Genomic DNA, 22311 nt, shown 5'->3' with positions numbered 1-22311 from the left:
GAAACCTTATGTCCTTTTTTTAAAAATCTTTATCTGTAAATGAATAGGGCAATAATGCCTCAACTGTCATTGTTTTAGTCGCACCATCTTTACCAACTAGCGTGACCGGCATTTGTGGATCAAAGAATTCAGCCATTACTTGACGACAAGCGCCACATGGAGAAATGGGTGCCTCTGTATTACCTGCTACAACTAAATGTTGGAAGGTCCGTTCATCTTCTGAAATGGCTTTAAAAATCGCCGTTCTTTCTGCACAATTTGTTAAACCAAAGGAGGCATTTTCAATGTTGACTCCTTGATACATTTTCCCGTCTGCAGTCACTAAGCAAGCGCCCACAGGAAAGTTAGAATACGGTACATAGGCGTGTGCCAATGCTTCTACGGCACAATCAAGCCATTCTTGTTTTACTGTCATCTTTTTCGCCACACCTTCGTTTAATTTGAAATACGAATTAATACCCTTCGCCAGTTGCGCCAGAAACAATTGCTACACCCGTACTTGCACCGATGCGTGTTGCCCCAGCTTCAATCATTGCTAACGCTTCTTCTGCATTATGCACGCCACCAGAAGCCTTAACGCCCATGTCAGGACCAACTGTCTCACGCATTAAACGAATGTCTGCTACTTTAGCGCCGCCTGTTGAGAAGCCAGTAGATGTTTTAACGAAATCGGCACCTGCTTCTTTGGCTAATTCACAAGCTTTAACTTTTTCTTCGTCTGTTAATAATGCTGTTTCAATAATCACTTTGACTAACGCTTTTCCTTTGGCTGCATCTACTACGCCTTGAATGTCTTGACGTACGTAATCGTATTGTTGTGATTTTAATGCACCAATATTAATCACCATATCCACTTCATTCGCACCATTTTTAATCGCATCAGCTGCTTCGTATGCTTTAACTTCTGGTGTATTTGCCCCCAAAGGAAAGCCAATAACGGTACACACAGCGACGTCGGTATCTGCTAATTGCTCGCTAGCAAAAGCGACCCAACAAGGATTGATACATACAGAGAAAAAGTTGTACTCCTTAGCTTCGTCAATAATTTTTTGGACAGCGGCTTCTGTCGCTTCTGGTTTCAAAATAGTGTGGTCAATCATGCGGTTTAATTCCATGATGAGAATTCCTCTTTTCTTTTTGTTTTATTCCGTAATAATATCGTGAATCAAAATAGGCTCTTCGCCGGTTGGTCCAATTTCAATGTTTTTATAAAGCAATTGTTCGACTTCTGTCACGTCTTCACGATTGGCATAAATGGTTAGTAATGATTCGCCTTTTTCAACTGGGCTCCCTACTTTTTTGTGAAGTTTCAAGCCAACTGCAAAATCAATCGTATCTTCTTTCGTAGCCCGACCAGCGCCCAGCAACATTGCGGCAACGCCAATTTCATTGGCAACGATTTTTTGTACCACGCCTGTTTCTTTGGCAGGTAAATCAAATTGATAAGTTGCGGTTAATAATTTTTCTGGCTGGTCAACAACGGAACTGTCGCCGCCTTGATTTTCAATCATTTCTTTAAATTTTGCGAGCGCTCGACCGCTCGTTAATGCTTCTTCTAATAAAGCCCGTGCTTCGTCTAACGTCTCGGCTTTTTTAGCTAAAACGACCATCTGACTTCCTAAGACATAGCACATCTCCACTAAATCTTCTGGCCCATTTCCTTGCAAGGTCTCGATTGCTTCAACGATTTCTAAACTATTTCCGATGGCCTCCCCTAAAGGTTGTGACATGTCTGAAATTACTGCCATCGTTTGGCGATTTGCCAGTTTTCCAATGCGAACCATTGTTTCCGCTAATCGACGAGCACTTGCTAGGTCTTTCATAAAGGCCCCTTCACCAGTAGTCACGTCTAAGACAATCGCATCTGCCCCTGCGGCAATTTTTTTACTCATAATGGAACTTGCAATTAATGGAATTGAGTCAACAGTGGCGGTCACATCACGTAACGCATAAAGTTTTTTGTCTGCTGGTGCTAGATCACCTGACTGACCAATCACTGCCACTTTTGTATCGTTCACCAATTGAATAAAACGTTCTTCTGTCAATTCAACTTTAAAACCAGGAATCGCTTCTAATTTATCCAACGTACCGCCCGTGTAGCCTAAGCCACGACCAGACATTTTTGCTACATTGACCCCGACACTAGCAACTAATGGCGCTAAAATAAGCGTCGTAGTGTCGCCTACGCCACCTGTAGAATGCTTGTCGACTTTGATTCCTTCTATAGAAGAAAGATCCACAATTTCGCCTGAATGGACCATTGCTAACGTCATTTGTGTAATTTCTTCGTCTGTCATATCTTGGTAAAAAACAGCCATTAAAAAGGCACTTACCTGATAATCTGGAATTGAACCATCTGTGTATCCGTTGATAATAAATTGAATTTCTTCGCTTGTTAGTTGATGCCCGTCACGTTTCTTTTCAATAATGTCTACCATTCTCATGAATTCGTTCCCTCCGATTTCCCGATAATGTATTATACAACAAAATCGTTCAGCTTTAAACCATTTAGTAAACCAGTTTACTATTATTTTTTTCTTGTGAAAACGCAAACAACACGAACATTCCATTTCTAAGCTGTTTTTTAAATCGGTTTTGTGCTTTTTCTAGCAATAAACGTCGCATCAAAAACTTTATTTGGAACTTTCCCTGTTGGATCTGCAATAGCTTCCACCAAAAATTTTGCTGCATAATAGCCAATATCAAAACTCGGCTGATAGACGGTTGTTAAACTCGGCACCAAATATTCGGAAATTTCCAAGCCATCAAAGCCAACCACCGAAATATCGTCAGGAATTTTCTTGCCCGCTTCTTCAATGGCTTGATAAGCTCCCATCGCCATTTCATCATTGCCACAAAAAATTGCTGTGATTTCTTCATTTTTCAAAACTTCTTTCGCCGCAGCATAGCCGCCATGCAAGTTCAATTCCCCAGCACAAACATAATGCGGACGAAAAGGTAAATTATTGTCCTGTAACGCATGCTGATACGCCGTCACTCGTTCCGTCAAACGATAATAGCCGGCACTTTCACGCAACATGCCAATATGCTGATGCCCTTGTTGAATCAAATGATGGACCGCTTGATAAGCACCTTCGTACTCTTTAACGATTAATCGTCCACTATCTCGTGGATTAATCCCACGATCGACAAGAATGACAGGAATCGGATGTTCTCGTCGGTCTTTTAAAATATGATTTTCTGGCAAAACATTCGGCGTGGCAAAAATAATGCCATCCACCGACCGATGAATCAACTCGCTAACATATTGCATCGCTTGCTCGGAATCATGCTTTGAATTGCATAACAAAATCATGTAGCCTAACGAATTTAAATATGTTTCCACACCTTCAATCACTTTTGAGAAAAAGAAATCCGTCACATCTGGCACAATCATACCAATGGTTTTGGAATGACGGTTGATTACATTCGAAGCAAAGTAATCTGGCTTGTAATGATTTTCAGCGACTACCGCCAACACCTTGTTGCGGGTTTTTTCACTGAAACGACTCCCTTTATTATTCAGAATTTGTGAGACGGTTGTGACAGAAACACCAGCCATATCAGCAATTTCTTTAATCGTTAGTTTCATCGCGCCCCTCCCAACGTCTCCTTTTGCATTGACAGACATTTGTAGACGTGTTACAGTCTTCAAAATACTTATCGAATCTTTTACATTTTAACAAAAAAAAGACAAAAGAAATAGACTAAAAAGATTAAAAAACAAAAGAAAATGGAGGCTATTTTTTTCATGGAAGAATCCCGTGTCCGTCAATTACCAAAAATCGAGCTGCACTGTCACTTAGATGGGTCGATTCGACCAACCACTTTACGCACCATTGCTGAAAAACAAAACATTCCATTACCCCAAGACGAACAAGCCTTGAAAGAGTTAGTGGTTGCCCCTGAAAAATGCACCGATTTGAATGATTATTTAACTCGGTTTGACTTCGTGCTCACCTGTCTACAAACAGCTGAAGCTTTGCAAGCAGCGGCGTATGACGTGATTAGCCAAGCTGCCGAAGATGGCGTGGCATACATAGAGGTGCGTTTTGCGCCTTCGCAACATACAGAAAAAGGCTTACGGTTACCTGAAATCGTGACCGCTGTTTTAACTGGCTTAAAACAAGGCGAAGAAGATTTTGGTGTAAAAAGCAATGCACTGTTATGCGGCATGCGGCATGACCAACAACAAGCCATAGAAAAAATCGTTCACTTAGCGCATGATTTCAGAGAGACAGGCGTTGTCGGCTTTGATTTAGCTGGCAATGAAGTCGATTTCCCTCCATACACATTTGAAGACGTATTAGCTTTAGCCAACCAATTGTCAATTCCATTAACACTCCACGCTGGGGAATGCGGCTGTGGCAAAAATGTCGCTGATGCTGTCACTTTAGGTGCCACTCGGATTGGCCACGGTATTGCTTTGAAAGATACACCCGAATACTTGGCGCTCTTAAAAGAAAAAAAGGTTCTTTTAGAAATGTGTCCAACTAGCAACTTCCAAACAGGCACCGTCAAAACATTGGCTGAATACCCTTTTCAACAATTTATAGAGGCTGGCTTAGCCGTCTGCATCAATACCGATAATCGCACTGTTTCAGATACTACGTTAACGAAAGAATTCATGAAATTGGCCACTTGGTATCAATTAAGTTATGACGAAATGAAGCAACTCACTAAAAATGCGCTTGCAGGTGCTTTTTTATCGCCAGACGAAAAAAAACTGTTGAACCAAAAAATTGATCAAGCATATCTATTCTAAAAAAGAACCTCCACTAATGAGCCGACCCCCAAAAGTTAGACCTAGAAATCTAACTTTTGGAGGTTTTTTTGTATGGCAAAATACAGTTTTGAATTTAAACTTAAACTTGTTCATGACTACTTATCTGGTCAAGGAGGTCTAAGGTTTCTCGCAAAGAAGTATGGGTTTAAAGATAGTTCTCAAATAAGCAAATGGATAAATGCCTATAAAGAACTTGGTGAAGAAGGCCTACTTCGCAGTCGAAAAAATAAGAATTACTCTGTTCAATTTAAGCTAGATGCGATAGAGTTATATTTAACAACAGAGTTGTCCTATCAAGAAGTAGCTAATCTTCTAAAAATGAACAATCCATCATTGATTGCGAATTGGCTTAGAACGTATCAGAAGTTTGGTATAGAGGGACTCTCTAAACAGAAAGGACGTCCACCTACCATGTCTAAAAAGAAACGAAATGAACCCCAACCACTACCAAGTGAACGATCTCAAGTAGAGAAACTAGAAAAAGAAAATAGAATGTTAAAAATTGAGAATGCCTATTTAAAAGAATTGAGGAGACTGCGTTTAGAGGACGAACAAAAAATGAACGAATCGCACGAATCATTCACAGTCTCCGAAGACACTTTCGATTAAAAGATATTTTGGAAACCCTAAGGTTTCCAAAATCTACTTACATGTACTGGCAAAAACGCCTCGACAGAACAGCTTCAACACAAATCATCGAAGAAGAAATTCAAGCGATTCGTAAAAAACATCAACATTATGGCTATAGAAGGATGACCCAAGAATTGAAACGACGTGGATTTCAAGTGAATAAAAAGAAAGTCCAGCGATTAATACAAAAGTTAAAGTTACAAGTCAAAGCTTTTACTAAGAAATCAAGAAAATATAATTCCTATAAAGGAACCGTTGGTAAAATCGCTAAAAATTTGATTCGTCGCCGATTTAAAACCTCTGTTCCTCATCAAAAAATTACAACTGATACAACTGAATTTAAGTACTTTGAAGCAGATAACGCAGGCATCTTTCGTCAGAAAAAACTATACTTAGATCCATTTATGGATATGTATAATAGTGAAATTCTAAGCTATAGCCTTTCTACTCAACCAAATGGTAAAACAGTTATGGAAGGTCTGAAAGAAGCAATTTCTCAAACAAATGATTGTCCCTATCGGCGCACCTTTCACTCTGATCAAGGCTGGGCTTATCAAATGAATGTCTATATACAAACATTAAAGGACAACAATATCTTTCAAAGTATGTCTCGAAAAGGAACCTGTTTAGATAATTCTCCTATGGAGAATTTCTTCAGTATCCTAAAACAAGAAGTGTACTATGGAAAAATCTATCAAAGTCAAAATGAATTGAGAGAAGCAATTGAGAACTACATTTATTATTACAATCATCACCGAATCAAGGAAAAACTTAACTGGAAAAGCCCAGTAGAATTTCGACAATTCAATCAAAAAACTGCATAAAAATAGAGTGGAAAAATCCACTCTATAAAAAGTCTAACTTTTTGGGGTCACTACACTTTAACACTTCGTAAAATATAATAGCCTTTGTCTTTTGTCACAATTTCAACATTGCCAAATACTTCAGCCATTTTCTTTTCTGCACTAGGTGCACCTTGTTTCTTTTGAATAACTACCGTTAGTGTGCCACCAACTTTCAACAACGGAAAAGCCCCTGTTAAAATGCCATGGACAACTTTTTTGCCTGCACGAATGGGCGGATTGCTAACAATCGCCGCGTAGGTCGTTTCGTTTAAGGTTTCATACACATTGGAAGAATGGATATCCACAGTAGTAATTTGGTTGCGTTGGGCGTTCATTTGAGCTAGCCCAACTGCCCGTTGGTTGACATCCACCATTTCCACCAGTCGACCAGTCGCCGCTGCTAAGGACAACCCAATTGGTCCATAGCCACAACCAACATCTAACAAACGGCCTGCTGGTAAATTTTCCCATTCAAAGGCATCAATCAACACACGAGAACCATAATCCACTGTTCCTCTTGAGAAGACCCCGCTATCGGTCGTAAACTGAAAGGTCCGACCACGTAATGGAAAAGACCAGCTTTCTAAATCATGTGCTAATTCTGGATTTTCTGTATAATAATGATTCGCCATTTTGTTCTTCCTATCTATGCTTGTTTTGGTTTTAGTCTACCTTTTATTTCTCGAACAATCAAGGCACCTAATAATTCATAGCCCACTTGTGAAAAATGCAAACCATCCGCTTGTAAAAATTCATCCGTTCCAGGATAAACAGTCATCGCTTTATACAAATCAATAACTGGCAAGTTATGTGCCGCTCCGACTTCTTGTGCAACCTTGACCAATTCCTTGATACGCGTTTGTGGACGTTCTGGACGTCTGCCACTATCCGCATATGGTGGCGTAATTAAAATCACCTTTTCTGAACCAATTTCGTGAATCATTGTTTCAAGGTTTTCTCTAAACGTGGCTACTGTTATATTTCGATCCAGTGACGCATCATTGGCGCCAAAGAAAATCACCACCTCATCAGGTTTCTCAATTAGTACTTCTTTATTTAATCGTTTTAAACCATCCTCTGTTGTATCGCCAGGCATTCCAGCATTAATGACAGCCACTTCTTCTAGACCCATCGCAGCAATATCCCGTTTTACTAAGTCAACAAGAACAGGTGAGACAGCTTCGTCTAAATAACCAGCAGTAATGCTATCACCAAATAATACAATTTTTCTCATGGCTTTTCCCCTCTTTTCTAACAGTTTTCTCTTTTCATGATACCATTTTCATCATAAATTGGCGAAGAAGGGAATTCTTTTGTAAAATCCTGTGTTTCCCTTGTGAAATTATGGTAAAATGTACAAAGATTGAACAGGGTTTGGTGGAGGAACAATGGACGATAAAATGAATTACTACCCAATTTCCAGAGAAGAATGGCATGGGTTTTATCATGACGGCAAAGCACCGTTAACCGAAGCAGAATTGGATAACATTAAAAGTGTGAACGACCAAATTTCACTAAAAGATGTACAAGAAATTTATGTACCCTTAACGCATCTTATTCATTTGTACATGAAAGAATTTGAATCGCTAACACTTAGCAAAGGATTATTCCTACATGAATATGTCTCTGTACCACCATTCATCATTGGAATTGCCGGCAGTGTCGCCGTTGGTAAAAGCACCACCGCTCGTCTTTTGCAAAGAATTCTGGCCCGAACGTTTAAACGAAGAAACGTTCAACTCATTACAACGGATGGATTTTTGTATCCCAATAAAGTGTTAGAAGAACAGGGAATTATGGACCGAAAAGGGTTTCCTGAAAGTTATGACATGGAGAAGCTAATTAATTTCTTAAACGAAGTCAAAAGCGGCAAAGACGAAATTAAAGCACCTGTCTATTCTCACAGTGTCTACGATGTTATCGAAGGCGAATATGAGTTGATTCAACAACCAGATATTTTGATTGTTGAAGGCATTAACACATTACAGTTACCCGCCAATCAACAAATTTATGTGAGTGATTTTTTTGATTTTTCTATTTTTGTGGATGCCGATCCAGCCTTAATTGAAAAATGGTACCTAGAACGTTTTGGGGCCTTATTAGATACGGCTTTCTTAGATCCTAATAATTATTATTACCAATATGCAATTGGCAAACGAGAAGATGCTTTCGCCATGGCACGGAATGTTTGGAAAACCGTGAACTTACCGAACTTGGAGGAATATATCTTGCCAACGCGCGGACGTGCGGACATTATTTTGCATAAAACGGAAAATCATTTGATTGACCAAATCTATCTACGTAAATATTAAGGGTTGACGAGCTAAGAAATATCCTGTATCTTTTGTAGAAATATCCTTGAAAATTTTCAGCAGAATGCATGACTTTCAAGGAGTAAAATGTTTTAATAAGTATAGCTAGACAAAGAAGAGTACGGAACAAAAGTGAACCACTTTTTAACCGCCTGATTCTCGGCTGTTTAAAAGTAGCCCCTGCGGAATTAAGCCAAAATTTTCTAAAAATCGTAAAACAATTTTTGAAAATCCTTTCTTAATTCTTAGTGCTGACCACTTTTTAACCGCCTTTTCTTTAGATAAATTTAAATGGATAAGGGGTAATAGACGTGACTAACGTTGCCGATTTGACATCTGTCGAAAAAATTATTGTTTTAGACTTTGGTAGTCAGTTTAACCAATTGATTACTCGTCGTATTCGTGAATTTGGCGTATTCTCTGAGTTATTAAGCCACCGAACTACGGCAGAAGAAATTCGCAAAATCGCGCCTAAAGGAATCATCTTCTCAGGTGGACCAAACAGCGTGTATGACAAAGATGCTTTTAGCATTGATCCAGAAATTTATGAGTTAGGAATTCCCATTCTTGGCATCTGCTACGGTATGCAATTAATGACTCATAACTTAGGCGGAAAAGTAGAACCTGCCGCAAACCGTGAATACGGAAAAGCAGAATTAGAAATCCTTGGTGATGCGACATTATTCCAAGGAACACCTGCGAAACAAACCGTTTGGATGAGCCACGGTGATTTAGTAACAGAAATCGCTCCTGGATTCGAAAAAGTTGGGACAAGCAATGATTGTCCAATCGCTTCTATCGAAGATGCCAACCGCAAATTCTACGGCGTACAATTTCACCCAGAAGTTCGTCATTCAGAATATGGTAACGACTTATTACGTCACTTTGCTTTTGATGTGTGTGGCTGTACTGGTGACTGGAGCATGGAAAACTTCATCGATATGGAAGTCGCTAAAATCCGTGAACAAGTAGGCGATAAAAAAGTCTTACTTGGTTTATCAGGTGGCGTTGACTCAAGTGTTGTCGGCGTGCTTTTACAAAAAGCCATTGGCGACCAATTAACTTGTATCTTCGTTGACCATGGATTATTACGTAAAGGTGAAGCAGAACAAGTAATGGAAAGTTTAGGCGGTAAATTTGGCTTAAACATTATTAAAGTAGATGCAAAAGAACGCTTCTTAAGCAAATTAGCAGGCGTTTCTGACCCTGAACAAAAACGTAAAATCATCGGTAACGAATTTGTGTATGTTTTTGATGACGAAGCAACTAAACTTGCTGGGGAAGAAGGCGTTTCATTCCTAGCACAAGGAACTCTTTACACAGACGTCATCGAATCTGGTACAGAAACTGCGCAAACAATTAAATCACATCACAACGTTGGTGGTCTTCCTGAAGACATGCAATTTGAATTAATTGAACCTTTAAATACATTATTCAAAGACGAAGTTCGTGCCTTAGGAACTGAACTTGGCATGCCTGATGCAATCGTTTGGCGCCAACCATTCCCAGGACCAGGATTAGGTATTCGTGTGCTTGGTGAAATTACAGAAGATAAATTACAAATCGTTCGTGATTCAGATGCTATCCTACGTGAAGAAATCGCAGCAGCTGGCTTAGATCGTGACATTTGGCAGTACTTTACTGTCTTACCTGGCATCCGCTCAGTAGGCGTTATGGGCGATGGCCGTACCTACGATTACACAGTCGGTATCCGTGCTGTGACTTCTATCGACGGCATGACCGCTGACTTTGCCCGTATCCCTTGGGATGTTTTACAAAAAATCTCTGTGCGCATCGTGAACGAAGTTGCACATGTAAACCGTATCGTGTACGATATTACTTCAAAACCACCTGCAACTGTGGAGTGGGAATAACAATCAACCCGCTAGAAAACCTATTTTATAGGTGTTTCTAGCGGGTTTTCTTTTGTGTTATCACACTTTGCTCCACCGCCCTCAAAGTCCTATAATTTAATCATAAGAATAGTGGCTATTAATAAAATTCATCAATTAAAAGGAAGCGATTTCAACATGTCAAAAACAACTTTTCTTAAGTATGGTTTTATTGTCCTCTTCATAGGAATTTTTTTACTTCGTGCCCAAAAAGTTATTTCTGAGCCCCTATCGTACCTTTTTTCGGGTATTCTTTTGCTTATTGTTGCGTATTTAATACTCGTGAAAAAAATGAACTTTTTCTCAAGTTTGCTCACAGTTACCGACCAGCCTTCTTCTACCCAACAACGATTAGGTCAAATCTCTGGTCTTGTCAGTTTATTGATTGGTTTACTTCTGGTAATTTTTTCAGTCATTTTATAGACACTTTTTCACCATTGTTCTTATAAAAACAAGACGTTCTTGTTTGGCCTTTGACGTTGTCGTATACTATAAATAATAAATAAGCTATGAAGGAGTAAATTAATGAAAAAAAGTGTTATAACTAGTTCTATGTTAGCGGTTTTGTTGTCGGGATTTCTCGTTACCCCTATTTCTGCTTACGCTTTGGAACGCTCTAAGGGAACTACTGAAGAAACGGTGGCTTCAGAAACATCTCTAACGGAGCGACAAATGAGTAGCGGTGTCACTGAAGAAATGAACCCAAGCATCATAAATTCTCAAGAGGAAACAGAAACAACGTCCACTTCCTCAACCTCCGATTCCACCACTGAAGTTTCTACATCAGAAGTAACAACTGTTAATGATACAGAAAATAGTAGCGACGATACTGAAACTACTTTGGAAACATCACAAAGTAATGAGGACACACCTATAGCACCGGCAAAAGCAGAAGAAAAAGTTCCTGATATTAATTATCAGACACATATCCAAGACATCGGATGGCAAGGGGTTGTCAAAAACGGGGAAATTTCTGGGACTAGCAGACGCTCTTTACGTCTTGAAGGAATTAAAATGAATATTTCAAATTCAGATTTGGCTGGATCTGTAGAATATAGAACACATGTCCAAGAAATTGGGTGGCAAGGATATGTGAAAGATAATCAATTGTCTGGTACAAGCGGAAAGTCTTTGCGGCTCGAAGCGATTCAAATTCGCTTAACTGGAGAAATAGCTAACGCATATGATGTTTATTATCGTGTGCATATAGAAGATAAAGGTTGGTTGAATTGGGCAAAAAACAGTGAGTCCGCAGGTAGTCAAAGCGCCGCTAAAAGATTAGAAGCCATTCAAATTAAATTAGTGAAGAAGGGCGAAGCGGCACCTGAAGGAAATGGAAAAGCCTTTTTAATTGGAAATGAAGCAAAACGTCCAGATGAAATCAAACCAACTGTCAATTATCAAACACACGTGCAAAATATTGGTTGGCAAGGGGTTGTCAAGAATGGCGAAATAGCTGGTACAAGTGGGAAAAATTTACAACTGGAAGCAATCAAAATCAACCTGAGTGATGCTGCTCTAGCTGGAAACATAGAATACTCTACGCACATCCAAAATATCGGATGGCAAGATTATAAAGCCAATGGGGCATTATCTGGCACAACTGGAAAAAATTTACAATTAGAAGCCATTAAAATTAAACTGTCCGGTGATGTTTCAAGATATTATGATGTCTATTACCGTGTCCATATCCAAGATAAAGGTTGGTTAAATTGGGCAGCTAATGGCGCCCCAGCTGGAAGTCAAGCTGCATCTAAACATTTAGAAGCCATCCAAATCAAAGTAGTTAGAAAGGGCGAAACTGCTCCTAAAGGAAATGGAAAAGCCTTTTTAGTTGGAAATGAAGCAAAACGTCCAGATGAAATCAAACCAACTGTCAACTATCAAACACACGTGCAAAATATTGGTTGGCAAGGGGTTGTCAAGAATGGTGAAATAGCTGGTACAAGTGGGAAAAATTTACAACTGGAAGCAATCAAAATCAACCTGAGTGATGCTGCTCTAGCTGGAAATATAGAATACTCTACGCACATCCAAAATATCGGATGGCAAGCTTATAAAGCTAATGGGGCATTGTCTGGCACAACTGGAAAAAATTTACAATTAGAAGCCATTAAAATTAAACTGGCCGGTGATGTTTCAAGATATTATGATGTCTATTACCGTGTCCATATCCAAGATAAAGGTTGGTTGAATTGGGCAGCTAATGGTGCCTCAGCTGGAAGTCAAGCTGCCTCTAAACATTTGGAAGCTATTCAAATCAAAATAGTTAGAAAAGGTGAAACTGCTCCTAAAGGATCTGGAAAAGCCTTTTTAGTTGGCGATGAAGCTCGCACACCAGCAGAGATAGCAAACAGATTACGTGCAGAAAGATTAAAGAAAAAACCTTATTATTATTCTCAACGTGACCCACAATGGATTAATACTTATATCGGAAACTATACCATTGGCGCAGCAGGATGTGTTCCAACAAGTTTATCTATGATTTTAAGAGGCTCTTACGGTTATAATGTAAATCCTGTCAGTGTTGCAACAAGAATGGCATCTTATGGCGGGTTAAATCAAAGATACTTTGGCGCTTCTGCAACTGATTTAGTGATAACAGCTCAATCATATGGCCGTTCGATCAAAGTTATTAATGATGTAGCTACATTAAACGCCTATCTTTCTGAAGGATATCCCGTTATTTTATATCAAAATGTTGGGATTGGACATGCTATTGTCGTTCATGAGTACAAAAATGGTTACACTTTAACCTATGATCCGTATGGTCGCCAGTTTTACTCAGGTTGGGTGTCAACACAAGCACTTTGGAATACCCCGTCAAATGATCCAATTGATTGGACAGAAGGCCGACCATGTTTCGTTATTTTATAGGAGGATATAATGAAAAAAAAACTTATTGTACTATTGTTAGCCTTATTTTTAACGGCATGTAGTAATAATACTGGGGGAAAAAATAGCGACGCTTCATCTACTGAAGTATCAACTAAGCAGCAAACTACCCAGTCTTCTAAAAAAGATAGTAGTAATCCGGACACAACACCAACTTCTACATCATCTATAACAATTGAAACAACCGAGAATTTAAAGAATAGAGAATTGAATCCAACAGATGATGTTTCAAAAACTAGACGACAATTGTATGAACAAGGAATTAACAGTTCAACAATTACGGATAAAGAACTAAAGGAATATATATCAGAGGCTAAAGAACAAAAGAAAGATGTCATTAATTATATTAAGCAAAAAATAAATCAATAAAGTTATCTCATATTGATTCCCCCTTGACTCTCCCTTCACTCTTGGCTATGATTACCTTAGCAAGTACAATGGTGTACTGTGAACAGTCGAGCAACGGCGCTCAAAAAGATTGGCTTTCGTGCATTCTTTTTGAGGGCTTTTTATTTTTAGAAAGTAGGGAAATTGAATGGAAAAAATGTACCGCAGTCCGTATGAAGCGTACCCGTATCTATCTTCTAAACCAGAAGATTTACGATGTGATTTTGAATTAATGACTGATGAATTGGCCTCGATGACAGGTCTTCTACGAGGATACGTGCAACAATTAGACGTCCCTGAACAGCCTGCACTAACAGAAGAACTAGCCAAAATTTGCGAGTTAATCTACCATGTCAATCCAACGACCCGAACAAAATTAACAGTCACAGAGGACGAAATAGCCTGGCTTTTGGAACGTGTCAATGCTATGAATGAACTGACATACGAAGAAAATCGTCCTTTTGTTTTACCGATGGGCACAATCTGTTCCTCTTATGCACACATTTTAAGAGCCAAAGCCAAAGATATTGTTCGTTTACTTTATCGCATGGACTATGGTGGTAAAAAAATTGATCCGCAGCTGTATGATGTAGTCAACTTACTCTCAGGTTACTTTTTCATGTTAGCCTTGTACCTAAATCAGCTCGAAAATGGTGAAGAAGTTCCCTTTGTTTCTCGCAACTATTCTATTTAAAAAGTACACCGACCGCTAACGACGAATTGCTAGCGGTCGGTGTACTTTTATACAGGTAAGTACGCTTCTCCTTTTGCAAATAGTTTAGCAGTACCACCAATAATGACTCGATTTTCTTTCACTTCACAAGTTAAAAAGCCGCCTCTTGGGGACACTTGATAGGCCGAAAGGGTCGTTTGATTGAGCCGTTTTCCCCAATAAGGAATTAAATTGGCGTGCGCAGAACCACAAACTGGGTCTTCGTTAATTCTTAGTTTCGGGAAAAAAGTTCGTGAAACAAAATCCACCGAGTCTCCTGATGCCGTTACAATGACTCCTACTCCTAAATCCAATGCTTTTAATGCAGAAAAATCTGGTGTGATTTTTGCCACTGTCTCTTCGTCTTTTAAGACAAAAAATAAATCGCGACCCAAATAAGCTTCATAAATTTTCGTGCCTAAAGCGGCTTCATACTCTGGCAAAATTGGAATCCTTTCCGGTAGGATATAAGGAAAATCTAGATAATAGTATTCCTCTTTTTTGGTCACTGCGAGCGGTCCACTTTGACTAGTAAAATGGAGTGTTTCTTCCGCAACGGAATAATAGTTAAACAACACAAAAGCCGTCGCTAATGTAGCATGTCCACAGAGATCGATTTCTCGTTCCGGCGTAAACCAGCGCAGGGCGTAACTTTGTCCCTCCTTGACCGTAAAAGCAGTCTCTGACAAATTATTTTCAATCGCAATGTTTTGCATCACCGCTTCTGGCAACCATTTTTCCAAAACATAAACAGCGGCGGGATTGCCTTTAAAAACTTCCTCCGCGAAAGCATCGACAATATAATAGGGATAACTCATTTTAATTCTCTCCTTGTATTTTTTGATAAATGTATTCCGCGCAACACAAATCCTCAACTGCTAAGCCAACCGCATCAAAAATCGTGCGGCCTTTCTGCTCCGCCTTTAGTTTAACTTTGCCAGTGACTAATTCGCCGAGAGAACCTACAATTTTTTCAGCTGAAAAGGCACCTTCTGAAATCGGAATTAAAAGATCCCCGCTTTCTTTTAATGCAGCCGCATACTCATCTACAAACACTTGACTGTTTTTAACAAGGTCGCTTGTTAATTCTCTGGAAGTCGGCGTGAATGTACCAATTGCATTGATATGGGCATTCGGCAAAACGTCTTTTTCTTCTAAAAATGCGTCCTGACTGGAAGTTAGTGTACAGATAATTTCCGCTTCCTGGACGGCTTCTTGGACAGAAGAACAACCAATAAAGGTACATTCGGGGTAATTGTGCTGTTGCTTAGCGATTAATTTTCGTGCACGTTCTGCTGTGCGGTCATATATAAAAACCTTTTCAATCGCCCGAACGCTTTGTAGCGCTGCGAGATGAGATGAAGCTTGTTGACCTGCACCAATCAAAGCGATACTTTTTGCCTTTGGAGCTGCTAAATAATCGGTTGCCAAAGCAGAAACAGCTGCCGTGCGAAGCCACGTAATCGCATTGGCGTCCATCATCGCGACTGGTCTTCCAGTAGAACTATCAAACAATAAAATTTGACCAAGATGCGAGGCCAAATTTTTTTGTGGATTTTCTGGAAAAGCTGTAATGATTTTTGCCCCAAAAAAGCGATTTTTTCCTAAGTAAGCAGGCATTAATGCAAAAAGATTTTGATTTTTCCCATCTGGTAAAACCTCTACATGGCGCTCACTTTGCGAAATTTTTCCTTTTTGCAACTCTGCAAAGCAACGTTTCATCACTTGAATTGCTTCGGAAAACGACAATTGTTGAATAACCCTCTCATAAGAAATAATGTCCATCTGAATTCCTCCCTTTGCGCTATCATAAACCAGACAAACAATACACTCAATGCTATAATTGTATGGAATACAATTTTATAGAAAGGAAGTTCCCCTCATGCCGATTAATTCCTATGAGAACTATGTGTTGTCATGGCGCCCTGTTAAAGAACGTTTAACAAGACCTTATTACCAATCATTGGTTCAACAATTAGAAGCGGATATCTTATCTGGTGCGCTTCAAAAAAATGTGAAATTGCCTTCGCAAAGAGAATTAGCTGATTACTTGGATCTGAATTTCACGACGATTGGTCAAGCCTATAAACACGCTATGGAAAAAGGCTTACTTTATACCAACATCGGTAGCGGCACTTTCGTTTCTCCCAACGCGTTTCACTCAATTACAATCTCTACCAACCAAGTAGCGGACCATCTAATTGATTTAGGGCTGGTTAGTTCCTTTGATATGTGTAATCAGCGGATTTTACCTTTTATTGAATCCGTTAGTAAAAATGCGGCCCTTAACAGTTTGCTAAATTATCGCGATCCTTTAGGTACGCACTTTCAACGAGCAACCGCTGCCGAATGGCTTCAGACACAAGGCGTTCGGACCAATGCCGAAGAAGTTGCCATTGTATCTGGTGTCCAGAATGGACTGGCCGTGACGTTAGCCGCCGCTTTTTCTCCAGGTCAGCGGATTGCCGTAGATCGATACACGTATTCAAATTTTATTGAACTCGCCCAGCTTTATCATTTAGAAATCGTCCCGATTGGCTATGATTCCGAGGGGATGGACCCAGAGCATTTACTGCAAGAATGCAAAAAGAAAAAAATACATGGTATTTTCTTAATGCCCGCATGTAATAACCCGATTGGTTTCCAAATGTCTAGCGCCCGCCGAATGACTTTAGCTGAAATCATTCAGCAAGAACACTTATGGGTAATTGAAGATGACATTCATTCTTTTTTAACAACTTATGCACAGCAAGCAGTTTTACCAACGTTTCAAGAACTCTTACCTCAACAAACGATTTACTTAGCGGGGATGACAAAATTTGTCTGTACAGGCTTACGCATTGCGTACCTTGTTTTCCCTCCGCTTCTTCGCCAAGAAATAGAGCGTGCGATTTTTAACATTAACGTTAAAACTTCTGGCTTTGATGCTGAAATTGTCACCCAAGTCTTACGCTCACCAGTTGCAAAAGAATTAGTGATAGAAAAATTGGCTTTAACAAAACAAGCCAATGACTTATTTGATACCATTTTTGGGTTAGCTAGACCTAGCAATCCCTTGCCGTACTACCGAACTATTCCCCTTTCTACCGAAAAAACGGCGCCGCAAATTGAACAAGAATTTCTCCAAAATGGGGTACGTCTTTTTCACTCGAGCCGCTTTACTGTGCAAAATCAGCCAGATGCTTTTTTACGAATTTCCTTGGCCTCCAATCAGCTTGAGGTATTGGCGAAAGGATTAACCATTATCCAAGAACTCTTACCGACATTAAACGAAAAGAAAGGACATTCCCTATGAATTCATTGCCAATACTTGAAAAAGCAGTGGGCACGATTACCCTGCTTTCCGAAGAAAAACAAAATGCCGAATATGAAGGCTTTTTATGTCAAGTTAATGAATCGCAACAACTTATCCGCAGTCGCTTAGCCAAAAAAACGCCGAAAAAAGAAGGCTATTTTGTAGCCTTCTGGGAAAAAAATCAACAAAATCAGAACGAAGCCTTTGATGCAACGGAAGCCCCTGAAATGTTAGCAATTGTCATTGCTGATCAAGAAAAGCAAGGTCTCTTTCTTCTGCCAAAAGAATGTTTAATCCAACAAAAAATTCTCAAAACGCATCAACAAAAAGGCAAAATGGCGGCCCGTTTTTATCCTTCTTGGTGCCAAAACCTTAATCAAACCGCCAAAAAAACACAAAAATGGCAACTAACTTACTTTACTGATTTATCTAAATACTAAAAACGTCAGCTGGCTTCAGAAGCCAGCTGACGTTTGTTTCTTCTACTGTTTAACCAATTGGTGGCGTACCTTCTGCGTTCCCAGCAATCGCTTCGATTTGAATCTGAGCACCTTTTGGTAAATCCGTCACACCAATCACTCTTCTTGCAGGCGTGCCTTCAGGGAAGTACGTTTGGTAGACGTCATCTACTGCCGCCAGCTCTTCAATCTCTTTCACAAAAATGTTCACTTTCACCAGATCAGCTAAGCTGTGATCCACACTTTCAATAATCGCTTTAATATTTTCTAAACATTGCGTCGTTTGTTCCTTGATTCCGCCAGCGACTAACGCATTTGTTTTAGGGTCCAATGGTAGCTGAGCTGATAGATGGTTGTAATGAGAAAAAGCAACAGTTTGTGTCGAAAATGGACACTTCGGTGCGTGCTCTGTATTATTTGCTTCAATAATTAATCCATGTCGATCTTCAATCGCTTGTGGTGGCGTACCATCCCCATGAGAAACCACCGCTTCTACTTGCACCGCCGCGCCCATTGGTAAATCAGCAACAGCAATCACTGTTCGTGCTGGCATATAATTGACCGTGCGCGCAATTCCTGAATCTGGGAAAAAAGCGGCATGTACTTGATTGACAGCTTCCAGCTTAGATAAATCTTTTAAATAAATGTTGATCTTCACAATATCATCAAAAGGCACATCAATACTGGTTAAAATGGCTTTTATGTTTTTCAAACATTGCTTTGTTTGCGTTTTAACACAGCCAGCCACAACTCTGCCCGTTTGAGGATCTATAGGCAATTGTGCAGACAGATTGTTATAGTGAGAAAACGCGACCGTTTGACTGGCTAGAGCATCAATTGGTGCCTGAACAGTCTGATTTGTTAATTTAATTAAATCCCCAGCTTGAGGTGCATTAGGGATAGTTCCTTCCCCATTTGAAACAAGTGCCTCCATTTGAACAGAAGCGCCTAACGGCAAATCTGCGACGGCGACCACTGTTTTAGCTGGATAATAATGGGTAAAAAAGGCCGCATAGACCTCCTCAACTGCGGCAGCATCCCGCATATCTTTGACAAAAATGGTCATTCTGACAATGTCACTCATCACATGGTTGATACTTTCAACAACCGCTTGGATATTTTTCAAACATTGTGTCGCTTGGGCCCGAATGCCACCTTCTACCAATTGTCCAGAGGTTGGCTCAATAGGTAATTGTGCCGACAAATGATTATAGTGGGAAAATGCGACTGTTTGGGCTGCGAGATGATGCTTTGGTGCACGCTCTGTATTTCTTGCTAAGACGATATTTTCATTACTCATAACTCTACTCCCTTTTTTAGCATTCCAACAAAAATGATTCCGCTTACATTTTTAAGCATTAAACTTCCAACAAGATCCTTTTTATTTTCCTGCTTTTCTATTAATGGTGATAGCTTTCCACCACCACTTCTTTCAGTCTACAATAAGAACAGGAACATTTCAATAAGGCATTCCTAAATTGATTGTTGGCCCGCAAACAAATCTTCTTCAGTTAAAGAAGACTGGCACGAATCAAGCTTGATTCGTGCCAGTCTTTATAGATAACTCGTTAGCTTTAACTAGTTTTATTTAACCACCATATACTCACGATAATTTTCCGAGAACGTATCCATTAGCGTATAAATTCGTTCAAAATCATAGTCACGACGAGGGTCATCATACCAAACACATTGAATACTTCCAATAATTGGAAGATTTGGGCTACCTGCTGGCACATCTGTAAATGCTTTTTTCGACATATTTGCTAAAGCATCATCATATTGATAAATGCCAGAATCAACATTGCCAGCTACCCAATACCACGCATCATTGGTATTAAAAATTTTGTGTCCTTTTTGAACAAAGTACTCAGGTTTGGCTACGTCATATCCGCTCCAACCGGCTGTCCAATAAGAAATAATAATCTCTGGGTCAAATGTACCGAAAGAATCGTCGCTGTTGTAATAAATGCCATCATTGAAGCTCATTGGCTGCATGCCCGCATCTTTAATTATTTTAGCTAAATCATTCGCATAAGCGACAAAATCTTTGTAGCGCCCAGAAGATTGCAGTTTCGCCCAACCGCCTGTATCGACATCATTTGCATACTCATCGCCGCCAAAATTGAAAATTTCACTATGCGCGGAAAAATAAGCCACGTACTTACTGATAATCGCCTTTGTGAAATTCACTGCCTTTTGGTTCCCTAAATCTACTGTTCGTTTTGAGCCATCAAAAGCGGGATTTTTAATCGCTAGTTTTTCCATGGCCACTAACAAGGCATCCATATGTCCTGGACTGTTAATCACGGGAATGATGTTGATGTTGCGCGCTTTCGCAAAAGCCAACAACCGATCCATTTCTTTTTGTGTTAACGCGTTGCCATTAGGATCATTGTAATATGCGTTGTTGCCTCGTTGGATTGCTTTTGAAACCCGGTTGTGGTTGTATTTTTTACCATTCACATTGACCGACATATCATCCAAGATAAACCGTAAGCCATCATTTCCTAAAATTAATTGGACATCTGTGTACCCATTTTGACTAGCTTTGGCCACTAATTCTTCCAGTTGCTCCACGGAAAAATATTTTCTTCCCGCATCAATGGAAAAGACACTTTTTAAAGGTTGTGTTTGTTTCTCTTTTAAATTATCCAAAGCTGTTTGGACCTCCGTTTGCCAAGTAGTCACTTGTGCGGCTGTATACGTTTTTCCCGCAAGTTCTGTGGCGACTGTCTCTTTTGTTGTTTGTAGTGCTTGAATCGTTTCTGGTGTATAGCTTTCTGCCTTTTCAATGGCTGTAACTGCTTGATCCAACGCACGATATAAAGTGGTTAAGTCAATGGCTAACAGGCCTTTTTCTAATTCAGCATCATAGGTGTTTGAAATCCCTTGGCCATAATCGCCACCTAAAATAGCTTTATTCACATCATAAAGCGTTGTTGCTTGTGTCACTGCTTCTGCGGCTTTATTTTGTGCTTCAAGGTCTGTGTTGGCGTAGCTAATTCGTTTTAAATAGTGTTGCGCAGCCGCTTTCATCTCTGCAAGAGAAACGCCTTTACTCTCTGCAATGGCCGTTTTTGTCCAAAGTAAATTAGAAGGTTTTATCTGATTTAAATCGTCTTCATTATAGGTGCGACCATCGCGATCTAAGGCATAGAGGAACATGCCCCCTAAATTATTTTCATAAGAATAACGAGCTACTTTATACATGTTACTTTCCATATACGGCTCTTTTGTGTCATACCAGCGGTTGCGATCTTGCTCTTCTGGGAAAGTTAATCCTGGAACAAATCGTTCCCCATTGAGAACCGGACTTAAATTATTTAATGCTCGTTGCGTGCGTTGGTCATCGCTGCCATACTGTTGATACGCGAGAAAATCGAAACAGTCACTGACATCTTGTAAAGGTGGTAAATATTCTGCATTGGTATCATACAAAAATGGACGATCCGTTCCCGACTTCGGTCCAATGTATTTTGATAATGCACGAATGACACCATTAGATAGAACAATATCTTTTTCACTTGGACGAGTTTCCATGTCAATATCTAACCCATCAATTCCTAAATCATCGACAAATTTGGTTAACAACTCTTTCGCATAAGCATCAAATTCTGCTTCTGTAGGCGTTGTTCCTGCATAAGGAACTTTTAATAGCTCGCTGTAATCAATCCCACGAACTAAACGAACACCTCGTGCATGCAGTGCTGGCGCATACTCATTTTTTAACGTATCATAAAATGGCTGTGCAAGTGCTTCTTGTCCTTTTGGCACATAACTAAAGACATTCACAATGTCAATACCATAAGGAATATCGTGCATCGTTAGCCAATTTTCATCTGGCAATGTTGTATTAACTCCTTGCATCGTTTTGTCACGCCAAGCCCGATAATAAACCATAAAATGTTTCTCTTGGGTCGGCTCATTGGCTTGGCTGATCATTGGTTGATGAAACAGACTAAATAAGATAAACGCCAAGCCAACCAATAACGAAAGACCCAGCCAACTGACAATTGTTTCTCTGTTTTCTCCTTTTCTTGTCGATAAATTGTTCCCCACTTTGAACACCATTCCTTTCTGCACTCCGTTCATTTTTGTG

Annotated in this window: 19 protein-coding genes and 1 pseudogene; 10 read left to right on the top strand and 10 right to left on the bottom strand. The window is 39.7% G+C overall.

Features of this window, described 5'->3' with window-relative positions:
- Positions 1–19 precede the first annotated feature (19 nt).
- From IGK54_RS00585 to IGK54_RS00570, 4 genes are all read right to left on the bottom strand, one after another.
- The gene (locus tag IGK54_RS00585) at positions 20–484 is read right to left on the bottom strand and encodes a cytidine deaminase (protein WP_002387503.1); all 465 of its coding nucleotides are present in this window, start codon (positions 482–484) and stop codon (positions 20–22) included.
- Positions 453–1115 carry a deoxyribose-phosphate aldolase gene (gene deoC / locus IGK54_RS00580; protein ID WP_002356166.1) on the bottom strand — a complete coding sequence of 221 codons (663 nt, stop codon included), beginning with the start codon at positions 1113–1115 and terminating at the stop codon, positions 453–455. Before deoC ends, IGK54_RS00585 begins: the two co-directional genes overlap by 32 nt.
- 27 nt (positions 1116–1142) lie before the next feature.
- Positions 1143–2444, bottom strand: a complete 1302-nt coding sequence (locus IGK54_RS00575; RefSeq protein ID WP_002356165.1) for a pyrimidine-nucleoside phosphorylase — start codon at positions 2442–2444, stop codon at positions 1143–1145.
- 140 nt (positions 2445–2584) lie between these two features.
- Positions 2585–3592 carry a substrate-binding domain-containing protein gene (locus tag IGK54_RS00570; RefSeq protein WP_002356164.1) on the bottom strand — a complete coding sequence of 336 codons (1008 nt, stop codon included), beginning with the start codon at positions 3590–3592 and terminating at the stop codon, positions 2585–2587.
- Positions 3593–3733: 141 nt separating this feature from the next.
- Here IGK54_RS00570 and add point away from each other — a divergent pair, with 141 nt between their 5' ends.
- Together add and IGK54_RS00560 are read left to right on the top strand one after the other, a co-directional pair.
- Positions 3734–4765 (top strand): adenosine deaminase, encoded by a 1032-nt coding sequence (gene add, locus IGK54_RS00565; protein WP_002356163.1) that lies wholly within the window; start codon positions 3734–3736, stop codon positions 4763–4765.
- A gap of 72 nt (positions 4766–4837) precedes the next feature.
- Positions 4838–6240: pseudogene (locus IGK54_RS00560) on the top strand (IS3 family transposase).
- A gap of 50 nt (positions 6241–6290) precedes the next feature.
- Here IGK54_RS00560 and IGK54_RS00555 read toward each other — a convergent pair.
- Both IGK54_RS00555 and IGK54_RS00550 read right to left on the bottom strand, forming a co-directional pair.
- Positions 6291–6893, bottom strand: coding sequence for a class I SAM-dependent methyltransferase (locus IGK54_RS00555; RefSeq protein WP_142957481.1), 603 nt, complete (start codon positions 6891–6893; stop codon positions 6291–6293).
- 14 nt (positions 6894–6907) lie between these two features.
- The gene (locus tag IGK54_RS00550; RefSeq protein ID WP_002356161.1) at positions 6908–7495 is read right to left on the bottom strand and encodes an SGNH/GDSL hydrolase family protein; all 588 of its coding nucleotides are present in this window, start codon (positions 7493–7495) and stop codon (positions 6908–6910) included.
- A 154-nt stretch (positions 7496–7649) separates the two neighbouring features.
- Here IGK54_RS00550 and coaA point away from each other — a divergent pair, with 154 nt between their 5' ends.
- From coaA to IGK54_RS00520, 6 genes are all read left to right on the top strand, one after another.
- Positions 7650–8573: a type I pantothenate kinase gene (gene coaA / locus IGK54_RS00545; RefSeq protein WP_002356160.1), complete on the top strand. Its 924-nt coding sequence runs from the start codon at positions 7650–7652 to the stop codon at positions 8571–8573.
- Positions 8574–8884: 311 nt separating this feature from the next.
- Positions 8885–10447, top strand: coding sequence for a glutamine-hydrolyzing GMP synthase (gene guaA / locus IGK54_RS00540; RefSeq protein WP_002356158.1), 1563 nt, complete (start codon positions 8885–8887; stop codon positions 10445–10447).
- Between the two features lie 111 nt (positions 10448–10558).
- On the top strand, positions 10559–10888 hold the full coding sequence (locus tag IGK54_RS00535) for a hypothetical protein (RefSeq protein ID WP_241408270.1): 330 nt from the start codon (positions 10559–10561) through the stop codon (positions 10886–10888).
- A gap of 102 nt (positions 10889–10990) precedes the next feature.
- Positions 10991–13342, top strand: a complete 2352-nt coding sequence (locus IGK54_RS00530) for a C39 family peptidase (RefSeq protein ID WP_240075874.1) — start codon at positions 10991–10993, stop codon at positions 13340–13342.
- 9 nt (positions 13343–13351) lie between these two features.
- Positions 13352–13729, top strand: coding sequence for a hypothetical protein (locus IGK54_RS00525; RefSeq protein ID WP_002387480.1), 378 nt, complete (start codon positions 13352–13354; stop codon positions 13727–13729).
- A 166-nt stretch (positions 13730–13895) separates the two neighbouring features.
- Positions 13896–14441, top strand: a complete 546-nt coding sequence (locus IGK54_RS00520) for an ATP:cob(I)alamin adenosyltransferase (protein WP_002387479.1) — start codon at positions 13896–13898, stop codon at positions 14439–14441.
- 47 nt (positions 14442–14488) lie between these two features.
- On the opposite strand, the gene IGK54_RS00515 is transcribed toward IGK54_RS00520, so the two are convergent.
- The gene (locus IGK54_RS00515; protein ID WP_002356143.1) at positions 14489–15277 is read right to left on the bottom strand and encodes a PhzF family phenazine biosynthesis protein; all 789 of its coding nucleotides are present in this window, start codon (positions 15275–15277) and stop codon (positions 14489–14491) included.
- A 1-nt stretch (position 15278) separates the two neighbouring features.
- On the bottom strand, positions 15279–16244 hold the full coding sequence (locus IGK54_RS00510; RefSeq protein WP_002387478.1) for an ornithine cyclodeaminase family protein: 966 nt from the start codon (positions 16242–16244) through the stop codon (positions 15279–15281).
- 97 nt (positions 16245–16341) lie between these two features.
- Between IGK54_RS00510 and IGK54_RS00505 the strand changes: the two genes are divergently transcribed.
- A complete protein-coding gene (locus tag IGK54_RS00505; protein ID WP_002370633.1) occupies positions 16342–17754 on the top strand; it encodes a PLP-dependent aminotransferase family protein in 1413 nt (470 codons plus the stop codon).
- Positions 17751–18194, top strand: coding sequence for a MepB family protein (locus IGK54_RS00500; protein WP_002379245.1), 444 nt, complete (start codon positions 17751–17753; stop codon positions 18192–18194). The genes IGK54_RS00505 and IGK54_RS00500 overlap by 4 nt, the downstream gene beginning before the upstream one ends.
- A 49-nt stretch (positions 18195–18243) precedes the next feature.
- On the opposite strand, the gene IGK54_RS00495 is transcribed toward IGK54_RS00500, so the two are convergent.
- Together IGK54_RS00495 and IGK54_RS00490 are read right to left on the bottom strand one after the other, a co-directional pair.
- The gene (locus IGK54_RS00495; RefSeq protein ID WP_002379246.1) at positions 18244–19512 is read right to left on the bottom strand and encodes a RidA family protein; all 1269 of its coding nucleotides are present in this window, start codon (positions 19510–19512) and stop codon (positions 18244–18246) included.
- Between the two features lie 284 nt (positions 19513–19796).
- The gene (locus tag IGK54_RS00490; RefSeq protein ID WP_002387476.1) at positions 19797–22304 is read right to left on the bottom strand and encodes an EndoS/ChiA family endoglycosidase; all 2508 of its coding nucleotides are present in this window, start codon (positions 22302–22304) and stop codon (positions 19797–19799) included.
- Between the last annotated feature and the right edge of the window lie 7 nt (positions 22305–22311).

The sequence above is a fragment of the Enterococcus sp. DIV2384 genome, from assembly GCF_050534975.1.
GTDB classification, from domain to species: Bacteria; Bacillota; Bacilli; order Lactobacillales; family Enterococcaceae; genus Enterococcus; species Enterococcus faecalis.
Note: the sequence above shows the minus strand (reverse complement) of the source record. Positions and strands in the feature narration are given on the sequence as shown.

Excerpts from the sequence above, each read along its gene's own strand:
- deoC (WP_002356166.1), bottom strand. The coding sequence starts at position 1,115 with ATGGAATTAAACCGCATGATTGACCACACTATTTTGAAACCAGAAGCG.
- IGK54_RS00575 (WP_002356165.1), bottom strand. The coding sequence starts at position 2,444 with ATGAGAATGGTAGACATTATTGAAAAGAAACGTGACGGGCATCAACTA.
- IGK54_RS00570 (WP_002356164.1), bottom strand. The coding sequence starts at position 3,592 with ATGAAACTAACGATTAAAGAAATTGCTGATATGGCTGGTGTTTCTGTC.
- add (WP_002356163.1), top strand. The coding sequence starts at position 3,734 with ATGGAGGCTATTTTTTTCATGGAAGAATCCCGTGTCCGTCAATTACCA.
- IGK54_RS00555 (WP_142957481.1), bottom strand. The coding sequence starts at position 6,893 with ATGGCGAATCATTATTATACAGAAAATCCAGAATTAGCACATGATTTA.
- IGK54_RS00550 (WP_002356161.1), bottom strand. The coding sequence starts at position 7,495 with ATGAGAAAAATTGTATTATTTGGTGATAGCATTACTGCTGGTTATTTA.
- coaA (WP_002356160.1), top strand. The coding sequence starts at position 7,650 with ATGGACGATAAAATGAATTACTACCCAATTTCCAGAGAAGAATGGCAT.
- IGK54_RS00530 (WP_240075874.1), top strand. The coding sequence starts at position 10,991 with ATGAAAAAAAGTGTTATAACTAGTTCTATGTTAGCGGTTTTGTTGTCG.
- IGK54_RS00525 (WP_002387480.1), top strand. The coding sequence starts at position 13,352 with ATGAAAAAAAAACTTATTGTACTATTGTTAGCCTTATTTTTAACGGCA.
- IGK54_RS00520 (WP_002387479.1), top strand. The coding sequence starts at position 13,896 with ATGGAAAAAATGTACCGCAGTCCGTATGAAGCGTACCCGTATCTATCT.
- IGK54_RS00515 (WP_002356143.1), bottom strand. The coding sequence starts at position 15,277 with ATGAGTTATCCCTATTATATTGTCGATGCTTTCGCGGAGGAAGTTTTT.
- IGK54_RS00510 (WP_002387478.1), bottom strand. The coding sequence starts at position 16,244 with ATGGACATTATTTCTTATGAGAGGGTTATTCAACAATTGTCGTTTTCC.
- IGK54_RS00505 (WP_002370633.1), top strand. The coding sequence starts at position 16,342 with ATGCCGATTAATTCCTATGAGAACTATGTGTTGTCATGGCGCCCTGTT.
- IGK54_RS00500 (WP_002379245.1), top strand. The coding sequence starts at position 17,751 with ATGAATTCATTGCCAATACTTGAAAAAGCAGTGGGCACGATTACCCTG.
- IGK54_RS00495 (WP_002379246.1), bottom strand. The coding sequence starts at position 19,512 with ATGAGTAATGAAAATATCGTCTTAGCAAGAAATACAGAGCGTGCACCA.
- IGK54_RS00490 (WP_002387476.1), bottom strand. The coding sequence starts at position 22,304 with ATGAACGGAGTGCAGAAAGGAATGGTGTTCAAAGTGGGGAACAATTTA.